General features: G+C 50.8%; 20 protein-coding genes and 1 tRNA gene. 14 read left to right on the plus strand and 7 right to left on the minus strand.

Annotation, left to right across the window (positions count from 1 at the left end; all coding sequences use genetic code 11):
• Positions 1 to 35: 35 nt before the first annotated feature.
• The gene (pepD, locus tag ACLBVC_RS19140; protein WP_410150936.1) at positions 36 to 1,496 is read right to left on the minus strand and encodes a beta-Ala-His dipeptidase; all 1,461 of its coding nucleotides are present in this window, start codon (positions 1,494 to 1,496) and stop codon (positions 36 to 38) included.
• A gap of 417 nt (positions 1,497 to 1,913) precedes the next feature.
• On the opposite strand from pepD, the gene gpt reads away from it, so the two are divergent.
• The 9 genes from gpt to ACLBVC_RS19185 all read left to right on the plus strand — a co-directional run bounded on the left by gpt (position 1,914) and on the right by ACLBVC_RS19185 (position 9,418).
• On the plus strand, positions 1,914 to 2,372 hold the full coding sequence (gpt, locus tag ACLBVC_RS19145) for a xanthine phosphoribosyltransferase (protein WP_056781475.1): 459 nt from the start codon (positions 1,914 to 1,916) through the stop codon (positions 2,370 to 2,372).
• Positions 2,373 to 2,548: 176 nt separating this feature from the next.
• A complete protein-coding gene (gene frsA, locus ACLBVC_RS19150; protein WP_410150937.1) occupies positions 2,549 to 3,799 on the plus strand; it encodes an esterase FrsA in 1,251 nt (416 codons plus the stop codon).
• A gap of 63 nt (positions 3,800 to 3,862) precedes the next feature.
• The gene (crl, locus tag ACLBVC_RS19155; RefSeq protein WP_410150938.1) at positions 3,863 to 4,264 is read left to right on the plus strand and encodes a sigma factor-binding protein Crl; all 402 of its coding nucleotides are present in this window, start codon (positions 3,863 to 3,865) and stop codon (positions 4,262 to 4,264) included.
• Positions 4,265 to 4,390: 126 nt separating this feature from the next.
• Positions 4,391 to 5,494 carry a glutamate 5-kinase gene (proB, locus tag ACLBVC_RS19160; protein ID WP_410150939.1) on the plus strand — a complete coding sequence of 368 codons (1,104 nt, stop codon included), beginning with the start codon at positions 4,391 to 4,393 and terminating at the stop codon, positions 5,492 to 5,494.
• A 10-nt stretch (positions 5,495 to 5,504) separates the two neighbouring features.
• On the plus strand, positions 5,505 to 6,758 hold the full coding sequence (gene proA, locus ACLBVC_RS19165; protein ID WP_410150940.1) for a glutamate-5-semialdehyde dehydrogenase: 1,254 nt from the start codon (positions 5,505 to 5,507) through the stop codon (positions 6,756 to 6,758).
• A 157-nt stretch (positions 6,759 to 6,915) separates the two neighbouring features.
• Positions 6,916 to 6,991 (plus strand) — tRNA-Thr (locus ACLBVC_RS19170).
• A 407-nt stretch (positions 6,992 to 7,398) separates the two neighbouring features.
• Positions 7,399 to 8,784, plus strand: a complete 1,386-nt coding sequence (locus ACLBVC_RS19175; protein WP_410150941.1) for a hypothetical protein — start codon at positions 7,399 to 7,401, stop codon at positions 8,782 to 8,784.
• Positions 8,785 to 8,862: 78 nt separating this feature from the next.
• A complete protein-coding gene (locus ACLBVC_RS19180; RefSeq protein WP_410150942.1) occupies positions 8,863 to 9,138 on the plus strand; it encodes an ash family protein in 276 nt (91 codons plus the stop codon).
• 19 nt (positions 9,139 to 9,157) lie between these two features.
• Positions 9,158 to 9,418 carry a helix-turn-helix domain-containing protein gene (locus ACLBVC_RS19185; protein WP_410150943.1) on the plus strand — a complete coding sequence of 87 codons (261 nt, stop codon included), beginning with the start codon at positions 9,158 to 9,160 and terminating at the stop codon, positions 9,416 to 9,418.
• Between the two features lie 48 nt (positions 9,419 to 9,466).
• Here ACLBVC_RS19185 and ACLBVC_RS19190 read toward each other — a convergent pair whose 3' ends face one another.
• The 4 genes from ACLBVC_RS19190 to ACLBVC_RS19205 form a co-directional block, all read right to left on the minus strand.
• Positions 9,467 to 9,889: a hypothetical protein gene (locus tag ACLBVC_RS19190; protein ID WP_410150944.1), complete on the minus strand. Its 423-nt coding sequence runs from the start codon at positions 9,887 to 9,889 to the stop codon at positions 9,467 to 9,469.
• Positions 9,886 to 10,356, minus strand: a complete 471-nt coding sequence (locus tag ACLBVC_RS19195) for a L,D-transpeptidase family protein (protein ID WP_410150945.1) — start codon at positions 10,354 to 10,356, stop codon at positions 9,886 to 9,888. The genes ACLBVC_RS19190 and ACLBVC_RS19195 overlap by 4 nt, the downstream gene beginning before the upstream one ends.
• Positions 10,356 to 10,847 carry an Hcp family type VI secretion system effector gene (locus tag ACLBVC_RS19200; RefSeq protein WP_410150946.1) on the minus strand — a complete coding sequence of 164 codons (492 nt, stop codon included), beginning with the start codon at positions 10,845 to 10,847 and terminating at the stop codon, positions 10,356 to 10,358. The genes ACLBVC_RS19195 and ACLBVC_RS19200 overlap by 1 nt, the downstream gene beginning before the upstream one ends.
• Before the next feature lie 217 nt (positions 10,848 to 11,064).
• Positions 11,065 to 11,952 (minus strand): LysR family transcriptional regulator, encoded by an 888-nt coding sequence (locus ACLBVC_RS19205; protein WP_410150947.1) that lies wholly within the window; start codon positions 11,950 to 11,952, stop codon positions 11,065 to 11,067.
• 156 nt (positions 11,953 to 12,108) lie between these two features.
• On the opposite strand from ACLBVC_RS19205, the gene ACLBVC_RS19210 reads away from it, so the two are divergent.
• From ACLBVC_RS19210 to bhsA, 4 genes are all read left to right on the plus strand, one after another.
• Complete coding sequence (locus ACLBVC_RS19210) at positions 12,109 to 13,593, plus strand: UbiD family decarboxylase (protein WP_410150948.1); 1,485 nt, start codon at positions 12,109 to 12,111, stop codon at positions 13,591 to 13,593.
• Positions 13,594 to 13,609: 16 nt separating this feature from the next.
• On the plus strand, positions 13,610 to 14,230 hold the full coding sequence (locus tag ACLBVC_RS19215; RefSeq protein WP_410150949.1) for a UbiX family flavin prenyltransferase: 621 nt from the start codon (positions 13,610 to 13,612) through the stop codon (positions 14,228 to 14,230).
• The gene (locus ACLBVC_RS19220; RefSeq protein WP_410150950.1) at positions 14,227 to 14,946 is read left to right on the plus strand and encodes a DUF554 domain-containing protein; all 720 of its coding nucleotides are present in this window, start codon (positions 14,227 to 14,229) and stop codon (positions 14,944 to 14,946) included. Before ACLBVC_RS19215 ends, ACLBVC_RS19220 begins: the two co-directional genes overlap by 4 nt.
• Before the next feature lie 243 nt (positions 14,947 to 15,189).
• Complete coding sequence (gene bhsA, locus ACLBVC_RS19225) at positions 15,190 to 15,447, plus strand: multiple stress resistance protein BhsA (protein ID WP_410150951.1); 258 nt, start codon at positions 15,190 to 15,192, stop codon at positions 15,445 to 15,447.
• 57 nt (positions 15,448 to 15,504) lie between these two features.
• Here the strand turns inward: bhsA and ACLBVC_RS19230 are convergent, their stop codons facing one another.
• Positions 15,505 to 15,783 (minus strand): hypothetical protein, encoded by a 279-nt coding sequence (locus tag ACLBVC_RS19230; protein ID WP_410150952.1) that lies wholly within the window; start codon positions 15,781 to 15,783, stop codon positions 15,505 to 15,507.
• Positions 15,784 to 15,847: 64 nt separating this feature from the next.
• A complete protein-coding gene (gene tehA / locus ACLBVC_RS19235) occupies positions 15,848 to 16,807 on the minus strand; it encodes a dicarboxylate transporter/tellurite-resistance protein TehA (protein WP_410150953.1) in 960 nt (319 codons plus the stop codon).
• 197 nt (positions 16,808 to 17,004) lie between these two features.
• Here tehA and ACLBVC_RS19240 point away from each other — a divergent pair, with 197 nt between their 5' ends.
• Entirely contained in the window at positions 17,005 to 17,238 is a 234-nt protein-coding gene (locus ACLBVC_RS19240; protein ID WP_195815433.1) for a putative hemolysin, read from the plus strand.
• Positions 17,239 to 17,309 lie beyond the last annotated feature (71 nt).

The raw sequence follows: 17,309 nt of genomic DNA on the forward strand, positions 1-17,309 counted from the left end.
AGCTCCTCCCCTTTTAAGGGGAGGAGCTAAAACAATTACTTACGTTCAGGAATCGCTTTCAGCAGTGCTGTCAGCAGTTTCCAGTACAGCTCAACGCTGGCGATTTCAACCTGCTCATCCGGCGAGTGTGGCCCGGTGATGGTTGGCCCGATGGAAACCATGTCCATGTCCGGGTACGGTTTTTTGAACAGACCGCATTCCAGACCGGCGTGGATCACCATGATGTTCGGGGTTTTGCTGAACAGCGTTTCGTAGGTTTCACGCACCAGCGTCATCACCGGAGAGCTTGGCTCAGGTTTCCAGCCAGGATAGCTACCTTTTGCCAGGCTTTTCGCGCCTGCCAGTTCGCTCAGCGAATTCAGCATGCTGACGACGTATTCTTTGCCGCTGTCGATAAGGGAACGGATCAGGCTATTGATCGCCACTTCGTCATCTTTCATGGTGACAACGCCGACGTTCAGGGAGGTTTCTACCACGCCTTTAACGTCATCGCTCATGCGGATCACGCCGTTCGGCGTCGCGTTCAGCAGTGCAATGAATTTGCACTGGCTGTCTTTGCTCAGCGCTTTCGCTGGGCTTTCTGCCGCTTCAACGACGAAAGCGATTTTCTTCTCAACCGCAGACAGTTCGAACTGAATCGTTGCCAGGAATTCCTGTGCAGCGGCTTTCAGTGCGTCTGCTTTATCGGCTGCAATCGCCAGTGTTGCGATGGCTTCGCGGGGAATGGCGTTACGCAGCGTGCCGCCGGTGAAATCCAGCAGGCGCAGGCCGAGGGTATCGGCGTGTTCTGACAGGAAGCGCACCAGCAGTTTGCTGGCATTGCCCAGACCGAGGTGGATATCCGCGCCGGAGTGGCCGCCTTTCAGGCCTTTCAGCGTCAGTTTCAGCGTGGTGAAACCGGCCGGAACCGCTTCGCGACTCAGTGGCAGCGTGGCGGTAAAATCAATCCCGCCGGCGCAACCCATGTAGATTTCGCCTTCGGTTTCAGAATCGGTGTTGATCAGAATTTCAGACTGTAACCAATTCGGTTGCAGGCCAAATGCGCCCGCCATGCCGGTTTCCTCGGTCATGGTCAGCAGCACTTCCAGCGGGCCGTGTTCTACGCTGTCATCAGCCAGAACCGCCAGCGCAGAAGCCAGGCCGATACCGTTGTCAGCGCCCAGCGTGGTGCCACGGGCTTTTACCCAACCGTCTTCGATGAACGGCTGAATCGGATCTTTAGTGAAATCATGAACAGTATCGTTGTTTTTCTGCGGCACCATATCGAGGTGAGCCTGCAGGGCAACGGCTTTGCGGTTTTCCATGCCTTTGGTGGCCGGTTTGCGCAGCAAAATGTTGCCAACTTCATCACGCTCAGCGTGGATACCTTTTTCCTGAGCCCATTCAACGATGTGTTTTGCCAGCGCTTCTTCATGATAAGAAGGGTGCGGAATTGAACATACTTTGGCAAAAATATCCCACAACGGTTGTGGCAAAAGCTGAGACAGTTCAGACACTATAAGTCTCCTGTAACAGTCAGCTCATTCAGGCTCCAATTGCAGGGGAACTGATTGAGATGCTGTAGGTTTAAGGTTAAGTAATCCCCGCCAGACTGTGTGGCGAGTGGCCTGACAGAATATCACTTAATCTTAACCTGTGCGCGGGCGCGGGGAGAAAATCCGGGTTTTTTGCGGGCTGGCGGTACTATAATCGCTGGTTTTTGTGAACCGGACTCACTATAATCTCGCGCAACCTTTTTCCCCCGAATACACCCGTCATACTTCAAATTGCAGATGCGTTGGCCGCGTTCGCTCACCCGAATCACTGACTTATGTCAGCTCATCGGGATTCGTTCACTTGCCGCCTTCCTGCAATCCGAATTATTTAGGGTTTAAATTTTTAGAAGCCGTCAATTCACTGGCTGGGATACCTTTATGAGCGAAAAATACGTTGTAACCTGGGACATGCTGCAAATCCACGCCCGCACAATGGCTAAACGCCTGCTGCCGGCAGAACAATGGAAAGGCATTATTGCCGTCAGCCGTGGCGGTCTGGTTCCGGCAGCGTTACTGGCTCGCGAACTGTGCATCCGTCATGTGGATACCGTATGTATCTCCAGCTACGACCATGACAATCAGCGCGAAATGCAAGTGCTGAAACGCGCAGAAGGCGACGGTGAAGGTTTCATCGTAATTGACGATCTGGTCGATACCGGCGGCACCGCAAAAGCAATCCGCGAGATGTATCCGAAAGCGCATTTCATCACCATCTTCGCTAAACCTGCCGGTGCGCCGCTGGTTGACGATTATGTCGTAGACATCCCGCAGAATACCTGGATTGAACAGCCGTGGGATATGGGCGTGGTGTTTGTACCGCCTCTTGTAGGAAAATGATCCTCTCTGCTTTATAAAAACGCCTGGCTAATCGCCGGGCGTTTTGCTTTTGTTGACTTGAAATCCTTTCCGCTTGACCTCACTCCTGTCTTGTCGCAACGTGGGCGGGTTATAATCCCTGCCTGAAACGTTCGCCTGCGGGCGAAAAGCTGCTTGCTAACGGAGGACCTTGCATCATGGCTCCAGCCAATCTCACGGAAAAACTGTTCAAACCGTCATTCAAATATCCGGAAACTTCGACACTGGTTCATCGCGTTCATCATCACAATACGCACCCGCCGATGCACTCAGCGCTGGAAGGGGATACCGTGAATTGTTGGTACCGGACAATCAACCGTCTGATGTGGATGTGGCGCGGCGTTGATCCGCTGGAAGTGGAAGAAGTGCTTTCGCGCATTGCCGTTTCTCAGGCTGAACATAGCGACCCGTTATTGCTTGATACTGTTATTGGCTATCGCAACGGTAACTGGATTTATGAATGGTCGAATCAGGCCATGCAGTGGCAGCAAAAAGCCGCCGATGAAAAAGACGCCAATCTTGCCAGCGAATACTGGCTGAAAGCCGCTAACCTTTACAGCATTGCCGGTTATCCGCATCTGAAAGGCGATACGCTGGCGGAGCAGGCGGAAGCGCTGGCCAATAAAGCGTTTGAGAAATCCTCCGAACATTCACCGTATGATCTGAAAGAGCTGGAATTCAAAATCCCGGGCGGTGCGCCGATCACCGGCTTCCTGCATCTGCCGAACGAAGGCAAAGCGCCGTTCCCAACGGTTATGGTTTGCGGCGGTCTGGACACGTTGCAAAGTGACCATCAGCGCCTGTTCCGCTCTTATCTCGCGCCGATGGGCATTGCGATGCTCACCATCGACATGCCGTCGATCGGTTTTTCCTCAAAATGGAAACTGACGCAGGACACCAGCTTCCTGCATCAGCAGGTTCTCATGCAGCTTTCTGATGTGCCGTGGGTGGATGCGAGCCGCGTCAGCCTGCTGGGTTATCGCTTTGGGGCGAACGTCGCCGTGCGGCTGGCGTATCTCGAGCCGCGCCGCGTGCGGGCTGTGGCGACGCTGGGCGCGCTGGTGCATTCGCTGCTGAGCGACCCGAAATGTCAGGAACAGGTGCCGGATATGTACATGGACGTGCTGGCGAGCCGCATCGGAATGTCGACGGCGTCGGATTCCGCGCTGAAAACCGAACTTAATCGATATTCTCTGAAAACTCAGGGGTTGTTAGGGCGTAGAACACCGACGCCAATGCTCGCCGCCTACTGGGAAAGCGATATCTTCAGCCCGAAGAGCGAAGCCAGGCTGATTGCGGATTCTTCCGCCGAAGGCAAGATTTTAACCATCAAAAGTGAACCGCTTTACCAGCACTTTGACAGCGCTTTACACGAAATTTGTGGGTGGCTGGAAAAGCACATGCGCTAACTTAATGGTTGCTAATTCTTAACGGTTTGCTAAAAAGGATCGTCTTTCTATGGAGGTTGTACAATGACGTTACCAAGTGGTCATCCTAAAAGCAGGCTAATGAAACGTTTCGGTACACTCGGGCCGTACATTAGAGAAGGGAAATGCGAGAACGACCGCTTTTTCTTTGACTGCTTAGCGGTCTGTGTGAACGTGAAACCCGCGCCGGAGAAGCGTGAATTCTGGGGTTGGTGGATTGAGTTACAAGCCGAAGTTGAACGTTTTACCTATACTTATCAGTTTGGTTTGTTCGATAAAGACGGCATCTGGAAGGCACAAAACATTAAAGATGCTGAAGTGCGTGAGAAGCTTGAGACGACCCTGAAAGGGTTTCACAAAAAACTCAACACCATGATCGAAGAGATGTCGCTCAAACTGGAACCTGCTGATGATTTCAGCGAAGAACCGGTGAAGCTCTCCGCCTGACACCTTCTGTACTACCCATTCCCATACTGAATGCTGCTATTATAGCGTTATGCCGGTTGGCATAACGCTTCTCCCCTGTTACAAAGACAACGAAGCATTCCTTATTTCACCTTAATGGAAAGACTAATGAGTGGCAGTCAGACACTGGTTGTAAAACTGGGCACCAGCGTGCTCACTGGCGGTTCACGCCGCCTCAACCGTGCTCACATTGTTGAGCTTGTCCGCCAGTGCGCGCAACAACATGCGGCAGGGCACCGGATTGTGATTGTAACGTCGGGCGCGATTGCTGCCGGGCGTGAACATCTTGGCTACCCCGAACTCCCCGCCACCATTGCTTCCAAACAGCTGCTGGCTGCCGTCGGGCAAAGCCGTTTAATCCAGCTCTGGGAGCAATTGTTTTCGATTTACGGTATCCATATTGGTCAGATGCTGCTGACCCGTGCCGATATGGAAGATCGCGAGCGTTTTCTGAACGCCCGCGACACGATGCACGCGTTGCTCGATAACCATATCGTGCCGGTGATCAACGAGAATGATGCCGTCGCCACCGCAGAGATTAAAGTCGGCGATAACGACAATCTCTCGGCGCTGGCTGCGATTCTGGCCGGTGCCGACAAACTGTTACTGCTGACCGATCAGAGCGGCCTGTTTACTGCCGATCCGCGTACCAATCCTGAAGCCGAACTGATCCGCGAAGTCATGACGATTGATGATGAACTGCGTGGCGTGGCGGGTGACAGCGTTTCCGGCCTCGGAACCGGCGGAATGGCAACCAAACTGCAAGCCGCAGATGTCGCGTGTCGTGCGGGTGTCGACACGATCATTGCCGCAGGCAACCTGCCGGGCGTGATTGGCGATGTGATTAACGGCATTTCCGTCGGTACGCGTTTCCACGCTATGGAAACGCCGCTGGAGAACCGTAAACGCTGGATCTTCGGCGCACCGCCAGCCGGTGAAATCACCATCGACGACGGCGCGGTTGCCGCCATGATGGAGCGCGGCAGTTCCCTGCTGCCCAAAGGTATCCGCGAAGTGAAAGGCGATTTCTCGCGTGGCGAAGTGATCCGCATCCGTAACCTGAACGGGCGTGACCTCGCGCACGGCGTCAGCCGCTATAACAGCGATGCGATGCGCATGATTGCCGGTCATCACTCTCAGCAGATCAGCGAAATTCTCGGTTACGAATACGGCCCGGTTGCCGTTCACCGTGACGACATGATTGTCAGTTAAGGAGTTACACATGCTTAACGAGATGGGCAGGGCCGCGAAAGCCGCGTCCTGGCAGCTCTCCACCCTCAGCACCGCGCAGAAAAACCGCGCGCTGATGCTGATGGCTGACATGCTCGAGGCCAACAGCCAGAGCATTATTCTTGCCAATGAACTGGATATGGCCGCCGCCCGCGAAAGCGGCATGAGCGAAGCATTACTCGATCGCCTGCTGCTGACGCCTGCGCGCTTATCCGCCATCGCCAGCGACGTGCGCGATGTCTGCCGCCTGAGCGATCCGGTCGGGCAGGTGATTGACGGTTCTCAGCAGGACAGCGGTTTGCGTCTCGAACGCCGCCGCGTACCACTGGGCGTGATTGGCGTGATTTATGAAGCGCGGCCGAACGTCACTATCGACGTCGCCAGCCTGTGCCTGAAAACCGGTAACGCCGTTATCCTGCGTGGCGGGAAAGAAACGCATCACACCAATCAGGCGACGGTCAAAGTGATCCAACTGGCGCTGGAAGAATGTGGCCTGCCAAAAGCCGCCGTTCAGGCCATCGAGAGCCCGGATCGCGCGCTGGTGGCAGAACTGCTGCGTCTGGATAAATACGTCGACATGCTGATCCCACGCGGTGGCGCGGCGCTGCACAAACTGTGCCGCGAACAGTCCACCATTCCGGTGATCACCGGCGGTATCGGTGTATGCCATACGTTTGTGGATGAAAGCGTGAATTTCGACAAAGCACTCACCGTGATTGAAAGCGCGAAAGTGCAGCGTCCGAGCGCCTGTAACAGCCTCGAAACCGTGCTGGTTCATCAGGCGATTGCGGAACGTTTCCTGCCGGAGCTGAGTGGCCGTATGCACCGTGCGGGCGTAACGCTTCATGCCAGTGAATCCGCCATGCCGCATCTGCAAAATGGCCCGGCGAAAGTGCTGGCTGTGACCGAAGAGGATTATCAGGACGAATGGTTGTCGCTGGATCTGAACGTCACCGTCGTCGCCGATCTGGACGCCGCCGTGGCGCATATCCGCACCTACGGTACCGAACATTCCGACGCGATCCTCACCCGTTCCATCAGCGCCGCCGACCGTTTTGTGCGTGAAGTGGATTCCTCGGCGGTCTACGTCAACGCCAGCACCCGTTTCACCGACGGGGGGCAATTCGGTTTAGGCGCAGAAGTCGCAGTCAGTACACAAAAACTGCACGCCCGCGGCCCGATGGGATTAGAAGCCCTGACGACCTATAAATGGATTGGTTATGGCGACGATTTAGTGCGTCCGTGACCCTTTTTACACCGGTTTCAACCCTATGAAACCGGTGGAAATTTCCTATTTTGCGTCATTTGATGAGAAAACCAGCAAACGCACTTTCAGGGGGTTGACGGCAGCGTCAGATTTCACTAATTTAGCACCCCGTAGTTCCCCGGTAACACTTCAAAAAGCCGACTTAGCTCAGTAGGTAGAGCAACTGACTTGTAATCAGTAGGTCACCAGTTCGATTCCGGTAGTCGGCACCATTTTTCAGACCCAATCCCAGAAATATCAAAACGTTAATACTCCACGCTCCGGCGATGTCTGGTTGTTCTCAGCCCGCTTTTTCACGCCAAAACAAACATAATAGCCATAACGTATGCAGGGTGATTAAGATCACGCCAGACGTACTTTCAGAGTCTCGACGGACGCCTTAGGTAAGGAATAAGTTGCTGCCCCGTAGCCCCCGCCAATCCCTTAAAAAGCCGATATAGCTCAGTGGGTAGAGCAGCTATTTTTAATGCAAAATCTCTGATTCTCTCAGTTAATTTGGCATGTCAAGCTCATATGACTTCTCATAAGAAAATTACTGGTATTAGTTCTTAATATAGTTATAGTATCTTACATATCAATTAAATTTAGTTAGTAATTATATTTACCAAGGTTGGTTTTAATGGGTGCAACCAAACAAGATATAGTTGACTTTAAATTCATTTATTCTGAATACCTGCGAATTCAAGAAAATTTATCCCAAGGGATTTTTATTGATGAGTTCAATAAAGAGTATGATGGGAAATTTGGCAGTATTGGCATGATTATTGATGTGCCAGAGAATGTTTATATTAGAGATAGAACAAAGAGTTACCCTCAACTTAAATTATCATATAAGGCTTATGATAAATTTTTAGAAATATCAAGAAGGCAAATAAATTCAAATCGTTTAGCTAACCATATTACTCTTGGAGAGCTTTCTACATTTTTACGCGAAGAGTTTTATTTGTTAATACTAAACAATAAAGTTGTTGACGAAAACAGATCTTACTCAAAATTAATCGATAAGGCCATTAAAAAGTCATTTAAGAAAATGGATGCTGAAATTTTCTATTTCCCGATTTTGGCATTAGGTTTAGAAGGGGATCTAAATATTGGAAACGCCAAGATTTGCACTAAAAATTCTATTTTTGATAGAGCTAACATTCTGCATGAAAAATATATAATCGATAATGCTATTTCTTTTTGTGAAAGTAATAAATACGCTTACGAACACTTTTTAAAAGTTATTGTCACTAAAAGATCTAATTTTTTGAGAGAAAAAGTAGCTAAAAATATTGCTGATTTTATCGTGGGGATTCTTCAACTTTTCAGCGAACATTACGGTATTTCTCATGATTTTGTATCTTTATCATTCAACCCTCAACCAAAGTATGATGGATTTTATTTCAAGGAAATTGATGGCGGTAAGTTTGATTACAACTTTTCAAGTCGGGGGAGAATATTATGGAGCAATATTTTTTGGGGTAAATTTCAAGAAGACTTTAAATCCGAAATTGGTAATGTTTTATCAACGTTGATTAGTTTAGCATTGGATCCCTCTAGTGATAGGGTTATTGCTGATAGATTGATTGACTCTATTTATACGTTTAATAGTGCCTTGAATGATAAAGATGAAGCTTTTTGTATAGTAAAATTAACTGCTGCAATGGAAAGACTTGTTAGTTTGACTTCTGAGAAAAATAGCGGGATTACCTCGCGTAACTTTAGGAATAGAGTTGCAGCTCTAGTCGCTGTTTATTACGGTGAGTTTGATAAGTGGATTGATGTCTCTCAGGAAATGTATGACTTACGGTCGGATATAGTCCATGGGAATTTATCCATTTACCGAACTTCTGAATCTATAAATAGGAATGTATATAGCCAACTTGTAGCAAAGGCTATTTTATCTGGCTGCATCGGTTTTTTTAATTGCGGTCTTACAACACCTGATAAGGATAAAAATTTAAAAAAAATCTACCGAGGATTAGAGTTCCATTTTGGAATTAATGATTTAGATGAATTATAATAATTTTAAACCTGTAGTTAATAAGTATTTCCTCCATAAAAACTTCTTGGAACCAACCTCGCAACTTCAACGACTTACTTGGTCAGCTTTGGTGATTTCCGATATAATGGACTCGCTGTGGCCAAATCCACAGCCGAGTTTCGCAGCTCGTGTAATCTGAAGGCGGCACCTCACGTTGAGAGTGCCGTCGCTTTGACGCAACTATTGAAAATGCGGCCTCTTGCTGCACGCAATATCTCAATGGTGGCTCAGGCGGGGCAGCCCTCGGGCTGGCCGGTAGCCTTCAGAACCGGTACTGCGAACCTCGTCTGGGCTACCACCAATGGGTTTCGCAGCTCCTGTGGTAGTGAGTAACTATCTGAAGGAGCAATCCATGAATACTTCCAACGACTGGCATCCCGCCGACATCATCGCGGCACTTCGCAAGAAAGGCACCACGCTGGCAGCGGTTTCCCGCGCAGCGGGGCTGAGTTCATCCACGCTTTCCAACGCACTTTCCAGACCGTGGCCAAAAGGTGAAATTATCATCTGTCAGGCTATTGGCGTATTGCCGCATACCGTCTGGCCGAGCCGTTATTTTGACCGGCAGGGTAATTTGATTTCACGACCGGTTCGTGCGCCGAATAAACGTTAAGTGGTTTTCAAACGGCAGGTCAAAATCTCTGCCGTTTTTAGCCTTCTGTTAATCCTGTTTTTCCACAGCCTGAACCGCACTGAAAAGTTTACTGCAAAACGGTTTGTTACTGGTCGGGCAATACTGGGACGACAATTTGGCAATATTAGTCAGGTCATTCGTATCAAGTGTTGAATCAATATGCCTCAGAACGTATTCCTCAAATGTTGAATCTCGATCAATGAGCGATTGTAGCTTCCTGGTCTCCTTCCATTTATCTGCGAACATTCTCGCAATTGCTTCTGAATTTCCTTCCGCAATGCTTCCGTCATCACACTGTTTGTAAGCGGTGTAATTATCGTAAATAGCTTTCCAGTTACTCAGATTATCGATGGCTAAATCCGCTGCTGTGGCTTCATTCTCAGTGCAGATTTTTGCGTGAGCTGTTCCTGTTAGAAGGGCGAGTGACAATATCGCGGTGAATGCTTTCATATAAATTCCATCCGGACTCCCTGATATTCCCTGTTCTCATTTCTTTGGGTTGAGCCTGCGGCGGAAGGGCCACTATTGTTAAGAATCTCAATAGTGGAGAGAGGATGACCCGACATATGCTCTTTAAGGTATCTCATTGCTTCGTCAGACGTGCGGATGCAACCCATTGTTGGATGTTGTGGCCCCGGAAGATGACGTGCATTTGCCCGGCCTGAATGAATTCCGATACCGGGATGGCCAGGAACATCAAATCTGATAATTCCATAAGAACCATAGGAACCATTTGGGTTTGCTGTATGAGAGTGTGGGGAGCTTCTGTCCTGAAACTGATATGTACCATTATTTACGTGGCGCAATGTCGCATGAGAATCGACATTGTTGTAAGCACTCCAGCTTTTAATTGATATTCCATCATCAGCAAGAAGCGAAAGTGTGTGAGATGAGCCATCAAAAGAGAGACGGGACATCAGGCTGTCACTCTTTCATTCCAGGCATCTGCGTAAATCAGATTACCATCACTGTGTCGCCACGTTATTTTCTCGTATCTGATATCAATATATTCCATATGATTCAGATGAATAGAGTTGGGATCTTTGCAGTGATTCATGACAGGAATAACGGAAACGATCTTCAATTTTTCAAGGAACATGCTGAAATATTCAACTTCCTGACCTGTATCATTGATCTGATACCATTTTAACTCAGCTGATTTTAAAGTCTGGCCGGTAGCAACGGCTTTATAAAGATATGTCGATGATCTGTCGAACTCTTTGCCAATGGTGAAAGCACCATGGATGCGTGTTCCCGTTAGCTTTCCCGTGTTTCCATCGGTGGGGATATGCAGACCATGGGTGAAACTAAGGACTTCAATACTTCCCTCGCGGTTGTGTACATCCACCGACCCTTTAACATCAGCACCGCCGTCATCCTTTAACCACAAATACGCTGGTATTGCCATTTCAAAGCTCCTTTTTACACGACAAAAATAAGAAATTAGAAGCTCAAAATAAGCGCGTAAAAAGCCCTTCTACAAGGCAGTTTGTGCCATCGATAATTTATATATTTTATTGATTTATAAGGTCTGAAAAATTATTTATGTGTATGAGTAAGCCTGTTCGATAAAGTAAATGACAGATAAAATCGCTGCCGCTTCTCGTATTCATTCCCAATTATGCCTATACCGTCAGCTCCCTCGCATAACGAATAAAATCTGCCAGAGCTTTATTTTTCTGGTGTCGCTGCCAGCTCAGGGTCAGGGTGGATGTTGCGCCTGAGTCGGTCAGGAAGCAGTAGTTCACGTCGGGGATCATCACCGATCTCTGCGTTTCCGGCACCAGCGTGACGCCCATTCCCATCGAGACCAGCCCGATAGCCACTGACACATCCCGCGTAAACTGAATTTTCTGCGGGACAAATCCGGCTTGCTGGCAGGCGTTCATCGCTGACCAGCCAAGGCCGACGCCGGGCGGATCGCTCTGGATAAGGAAAGGGCATTCGGAAAGTGATGAAAGGGCGATTTTCTGACCGGCGGCCAGCGGATGATTACGCGGGAGAACGGCAATCAGCGGGCGTGTCGCGACGTCGAGATATTCCAGCTCCGGGTACTGCGGTACCGGCGACCGGACGAGGGCGATATCAAGTTGATAGTTGAGCAGAAGTGTTAGCTGCTCGTGTACGTTATGTTCTTCAATAACGATCTCAATATCCGGTTTTTTCTTGCGGTAACCATTAATTAACATCGCCAGTGCCGGGTCCAGAATCGATGATCCGACGTAGCCGAGCTTCAGTTGTCCTTTAAAACCCTGCCGTAAACTGCGCGCATTTTCGAGAAATTTTTTGTAATGGTTGATGGCAATTTTCGCTTCTTCCACCAGCTGTTGTCCCTCGAAAGTCAGCGCTACATGGCGCTTGTCGCGAGTAAAAAGCGGGATCCCCAGCGACTGTTCGAGCGTCTTGATGTGCTGGCTTAGTGCTGGCTGCGCGATGTTGAGTTGCAGGGCGGCTTTACCAAAATGCAGCACTTCTGCCAGCACCACAAATGAGTGTAATTGTCGGTAATCCATACGTTCTCCGCGTCGTTTTTCTCATAATAATCCCTTATCAAAGAGCCGGGTAATGTTATTGGACTCTTATCACCGATTCTTTGCAAACTGACCGGGCAACGGCAAAGAAGCACATTCCGCTGCACCCCCGATTACCTGACATTAAGGGCCATTGAGATGTCTGAAGAACAAAAAAAAGTGACTGATCTCCGTTCCGCACTGGAGGTCTTAAGCCAGTACGACGACGAACTGATCTACACCGATGAACCCGTGGATCCGATCGCGGAGTTATCCGGTGTATACCGCTACGTAGGCGCCCACGGCACCGTTAAACGTCCGACCCAAATCGGTCCGGCGATGATTTTTAATAAGGTCAAAGGTTATAACGATATGCGGGTGCTGATTGGCCTGCTGTCTTCACGTAAACGCGTGGCTCGCCTGTTCGGTACCACGCCGGAAAACCTGGCGTTTATGCTGAAAGATTCCGTATCGAATCCTATTCCGCCCATCGTCATTCCACGCGAAAAAGCGGTGTGTCAGGAAGTGGTTCATCTGGCGACCGACCCGGATTTCGATATCCTGAAAATCCTGCCAGCGCCGACCAATACGCCGGAAGATGCCGGTCCGTATTTCACCCTCGGCATGTGCTACGCCTCCGACCCGGAAACCGGCGAGCATGACGTCACCATTCACCGCCTGTGCGTGCAGAGCAAAGACGAAATCTCCATGTATTTCGTGCCGGGCCGTCATCTGGACGTATTCCGTCAGAAAGCAGAAGCGGCCGGTAAACCATTACCAATTTCAATCAGCATCGGTGTGGATCCGGCGATTGAAATCGGTGCGTGCTTTGAGCCGCCAACCACGCCGCTGGGCTTTGACGAACTGTCCATCGCGGGCAGTCTGCGCAATCAGGCTGTAGAACTGGTGGATTGTCTGACCGTGAATGCGCGCGGTATCGCTAACGCCGAAGTTGTGATTGAAGGTGAATTGCTGCCGAACTACCGCGTTCGCGAAGACCAGAACACCAATACCGGCAAAGCGATGCCTGAGTTCCCGGGTTATACCGGTGCCGCGCAAGCCGAAGTGCCTGTGATTAAAGTGAAAGCGATCACTCACCGCCGCCATCCGATCCTGCAAACCTGTATCGGGCCGAGTGATGAACACACCAATATGGCAGGCATTCCGACAGAAGCCAGTATCTTGCAGATGGTTGAACGCGCATTGCCGGGCTTTGTGCAGAACGTTCACTGCCCGTCTCCGGGTACCGGTAAATACCTGGCGGTATTGCAGGTGAAAAAACGTTTTGCGGCTGACGAAGGTCGTCAGCGTCAGGCGGCACTGCTGGCGTTTTCGGCGTTCTCCGAGCTTAAACACGTCATGCTGGTGGATGAAGATGTCGATATCTTTGATCTCAATGACGTGATCTGGGCGATGACGACCCGCTATCAGGGCGATGTCAGCACCATCTTTATTCCTGGCGTGCGCTGCCATCCGCTCGATCCGTCATCCGATCCGGCGTTCAGCCCGTCGGTGCGTGACCACGGTATTGCCTGCAAAACCATTTTCGACTGCACAGTACCTTATAACCTGAAAGCGAATTTCCACCGCAGCGAGTTCCTCGAAGTGGACGTAAACCGCTTTATCCCGGGCTTTACTAAATAAGCAATAAGGAAACAGCATGTCAGGGTCTGCATTAAAGGCACCACAGAAACCCCGCGTTATCGTCGGGATCAGCGGCGCGTCAGGGTTCTCTTATGGTGTTCAGGCATTGCGTTACCTGCGCCAGCTGGATGTGGAAACGCACCTGGTGATTTCCCCGGCCGGGCACCTCAACCGTGAACACGAAACCACGCTGACTGAAGCGGACGTGGCGGAACTGGCGGATGTGGTTTATCCGTTCCGCGCGGTGGGGGCGGCGATTGCCAGCGGATCATTCCGTACGCTCGGCATGCTGGTGGCGCCTTGTTCGATGCATACTCTGGCGGCTATTTCGACCGGCCTGACGGATAACCTGCTGACGCGGGCGGCGGACGTCGTGTTAAAAGAACGGCGCCGGCTGGTACTGATGGTGCGTGAAACACCGCTGCATGCGGGGCATCTGCGCAACATGCAACAGGTGACGGAATCCGGCGCAATTGTTTTTCCGCCGGTACCTGCCCTGTACGCAAGGCCGACAAGTGTTGAAGACATTATTGCGCATAGCGTGGCGCGCGCGCTGGGTCTGCTGGATCTGGACTGTGCCGATTTGCTTCGCTGGGGTGAAAACATGAAGTTAGTGACCAGGAGTAATGACTCGTGATTATCGGACCTTATATCAACGGCTCAGCCGTATTGATCGGCGGTATCGTCGGCGCGGTGCTCAGTAACCGCCTGCCGGAGCGCATCCGCACGTCTATGCCCTTAATTTTCGGGGCGGCTTCCATGTGTATGGGCGTCGTTCTGGTGGGAAAACTCAGCCATATGCCGGTGATGGTGCTGTCGGTGATCCTCGGCGCGCTGCTCGGTGAGCTGTGTTATCTGGAAAAAGGCATCGGCAAACTGGGCAGCAAAGCCCGCAGTCTGGTTGAAGTGTTTGTGAAATCCGATCCGGGCGATCAGGAATCTCAGGAGAAATTCCTGCAAAGCTACGTGGCGATCATTGTGTTGTTCTGCGCCAGTGGCACCGGGATTTTCGGGTCGATGCACGAAGGCATGACCGGCGACACCAGCGTGCTGATCGCCAAATCGTTCCTGGATTTGTTCACTGCGGCAATCTTTGCCACTACGCTCGGTTTTGCCGTCGCCGTGGTTGCGGTTCCGCAATTAATCATCCAGCTGCTGCTGGCGTACGGCGCGGTGTTTATCCTGCCGCTGACCACCCCCGCCATGCAGGCGGATTTCTCCGCCGTGGGCGGTGTACTGATGTTCGCGACCGGTTTTCGAATTTGCGGTATTAAGATTTTCCCGGTGGCCAATATGCTGCCCGCGCTGGTGCTGGCGATGCCAATATCCGCTCTGTGGATTCACTTTTTCTGAAAAAACACTGTTTTCTCCGGCAGAGCGTTTACCGTCTCTGCCGTCCTCCTTTCTGTTTATCCCTTCCTGCCCGCTTCTGAACGCGATCGCACATTTAGTTAACGGTCATTAAATAAATTTGTTGCACAAAGTCTTATCAGCCATTATCATTTACTTATCGAACGTTAATTAATAACGTTGACCTGAAACCGGGGTTCCTGAAGACGGCATCCCAAACCAATTTAACGAACAGGAATTAACATCATGAAAAACATCGCAATGACAATCGCCGCTCTGACACTGGCTACCGCTTCATTCACCACTCTTGCAGCAACTGAAGTTCAATCCGCACCTGCCGGTCAGCAGACTTTAGGTGTGGTCAGCGCATCAACGTACGGTTCACTGCCAAGCCTGCAATCACAACTGAATGCCAAAGCCGAGCAGGCCGGTGCAAGTTCATACCGCATCATCGGTGCTTCCGGTAATAACCAGATGCACGGAACCGCTGAACTGTATAAATAAGATGTCACAGCAATAAGCAGAAGAGGCGGCGTTTGCCGCCTTTTTCGTGTCTGTGGTTTAGTGGTATTTGTGGAAATAGTTATTGCGGATCCTGCGGTTGATAAAGCCATGGAGGCCACTGCCTGCTTTCGCCATCGCTTTCATACGGTCCACATCTGCCAAACCGGGGCGAATGGAGTTGTAGATGTAATGCCAGCCATCCTTAAACTTCACCGTAATTGAATCTTCCGTGGTTAAAAAAGCGACGATACCCGAATTACCTCCCCGGTTTTGGTACCTTTCCATTCCCACCTCCTTGCCAGTGACATTCGATTTAAGCCAAATTATCTTAGCCACGAAATTTTTCCGTTTATGTGAGCCACCCGGCTTTTTTAAAGCTATCGGGTGTTTACGCGGTACCTTATTTCCCCGGCAACAATCTGCCGCTCACCAGCAATAACAGCGTTTTCAGGATAAGCCCGGCCAGCAGAAGGTTGGCGAGGGAAAATAAAATCCATGACAAAATCTGCATATCGATGACCTGCCGGCTGTGCGCCAGCCGTAAAGAGGCGTTTGCCATAGCTGAAAGACCGAACGAAAAGGCCCACATCGACGGGCTGAATCCGCCTGCAAAAAACCATCGCATCAGCCGGAGCATAAAGAAGAGTTGCAGCAAACCGTAACCGAGCAGCAGCAGGGCGAACACATCAAAATGATTGCCGTTCACGCAGAGCCACGCATAACAGGCGACAAATGCCGGTGCGAGCTGGACGCCAATCACGCCACGCGCCGGGCCGGAAAGTTCTGTCTGCGTGCGCAGACGGTGGATGATCGCCGGTTCGAGCGTCAGCCATGAAATTAACCCTGCGCCGAGAAACAGCGCGCCGATATCCTGATGTCCGGTCGTGCCGAAGGCCATGGCGCAGATAAAGTTGGCGGCAACCGTCGGGAGATAAAAACCGGGTGTGGTGGCTTCTGAAGCAAATTCGCCGCGCCAGAGCGGGGCGCAACGCCAGGCGGAAAATATCAGTTGCCCGGTGGCACCGGCGATCATCAGCGTGTTCGCCAGTAGCAGGTTGTACGGATGCAAGCCTGTCGAAACCAGCACGCCGCCCGCAGGCAGTAAGCTGATGAAGCTGAACTGATTATTATTGAGAAACTCTTCGCGCACGGCTTTCGGTTCGGTCAGGCAGCGGCCGGCATAAACCAGCGCCAGCGTTAGCCAGATAAAGCTTCCGGCAAAAATGAGCGTTTCACCCGGCCAGGCAGGCCCCAGTCCCAGCGTGGCGGCATAGCGCCAGGCGCTGCCCAGCCCGAAAACCCCCAGAACCATCCCGAAAAAACTGACGGGAACCCGATGAACAAACTGCGAAAATGACATAGCGATTAACCGGAAAAGAATTGACCGACAAAGTTTATACGCAAAAATTGCCCTCAGCGATAAGCCCGGTCAATGTTCCGCTGTAAATCAAAACGCAGGCCAAACGAGGCGCATTTTTAGGAAACCATGAGTAGATAATCGAAAGCGTTGGGGAATAGAATCGCTGCGTTGTTTTACTCTTTCCACGAAGGCTCAGAATGAAAAAACTCTTATTCATCATCATGGTTGCAGCGCTGTCGGGCTGCGTGAATCATCATCACGAACCGCAAAGACGTCAGACCGGAATGGCGAATCCGGCAGCGGTGTATTGCCATGAAAGAGGCGGCAGATCGGTGAATATTGAAACGCAGCAGGGCGTCAGGACGGATTGCGTCTTCCCTGACGGCAGACACATCGATGAATGGGAGTTGTACCGCCACGACCATCGCTAGGTCATAGGCTTTGTGCCGGAAAGGCTTTCCCCAAAGAGGAAAGCCTTTTTAGAGATATGTTGTAAGCGCTC

Origin of the sequence: Rahnella selenatireducens (assembly GCF_046449555.1) — a bacterium.
In the GTDB taxonomy this organism is placed as follows: domain Bacteria; phylum Pseudomonadota; class Gammaproteobacteria; order Enterobacterales; family Enterobacteriaceae; genus Rahnella; species Rahnella selenatireducens.

Bases quoted from the DNA above. Each gene is read 5' to 3' on its own strand.
- ACLBVC_RS19240 (WP_195815433.1), top strand. From the start codon at position 17,005: ATGAAAAAACTCTTATTCATCATCATGGTTGCAGCGCTGTCGGGCTGC.
- ACLBVC_RS19190 (WP_410150944.1), bottom strand. From the start codon at position 9,889: ATGAAAGCATTCACCGCGATATTGTCACTCGCCCTTCTAACAGGAACA.
- proB (WP_410150939.1), top strand. From the start codon at position 4,391: ATGAGTGGCAGTCAGACACTGGTTGTAAAACTGGGCACCAGCGTGCTC.
- ACLBVC_RS19205 (WP_410150947.1), bottom strand. From the start codon at position 11,952: ATGGATTACCGACAATTACACTCATTTGTGGTGCTGGCAGAAGTGCTG.
- crl (WP_410150938.1), top strand. From the start codon at position 3,863: ATGACGTTACCAAGTGGTCATCCTAAAAGCAGGCTAATGAAACGTTTC.
- ACLBVC_RS19175 (WP_410150941.1), top strand. From the start codon at position 7,399: ATGGGTGCAACCAAACAAGATATAGTTGACTTTAAATTCATTTATTCT.
- frsA (WP_410150937.1), top strand. From the start codon at position 2,549: ATGGCTCCAGCCAATCTCACGGAAAAACTGTTCAAACCGTCATTCAAA.
- ACLBVC_RS19210 (WP_410150948.1), top strand. From the start codon at position 12,109: ATGTCTGAAGAACAAAAAAAAGTGACTGATCTCCGTTCCGCACTGGAG.
- ACLBVC_RS19195 (WP_410150945.1), bottom strand. From the start codon at position 10,356: ATGTCCCGTCTCTCTTTTGATGGCTCATCTCACACACTTTCGCTTCTT.
- proA (WP_410150940.1), top strand. From the start codon at position 5,505: ATGCTTAACGAGATGGGCAGGGCCGCGAAAGCCGCGTCCTGGCAGCTC.
- ACLBVC_RS19200 (WP_410150946.1), bottom strand. From the start codon at position 10,847: ATGGCAATACCAGCGTATTTGTGGTTAAAGGATGACGGCGGTGCTGAT.
- gpt (WP_056781475.1), top strand. From the start codon at position 1,914: ATGAGCGAAAAATACGTTGTAACCTGGGACATGCTGCAAATCCACGCC.
- ACLBVC_RS19215 (WP_410150949.1), top strand. From the start codon at position 13,610: ATGTCAGGGTCTGCATTAAAGGCACCACAGAAACCCCGCGTTATCGTC.
- ACLBVC_RS19185 (WP_410150943.1), top strand. From the start codon at position 9,158: ATGAATACTTCCAACGACTGGCATCCCGCCGACATCATCGCGGCACTT.
- bhsA (WP_410150951.1), top strand. From the start codon at position 15,190: ATGAAAAACATCGCAATGACAATCGCCGCTCTGACACTGGCTACCGCT.
- tehA (WP_410150953.1), bottom strand. From the start codon at position 16,807: ATGTCATTTTCGCAGTTTGTTCATCGGGTTCCCGTCAGTTTTTTCGGG.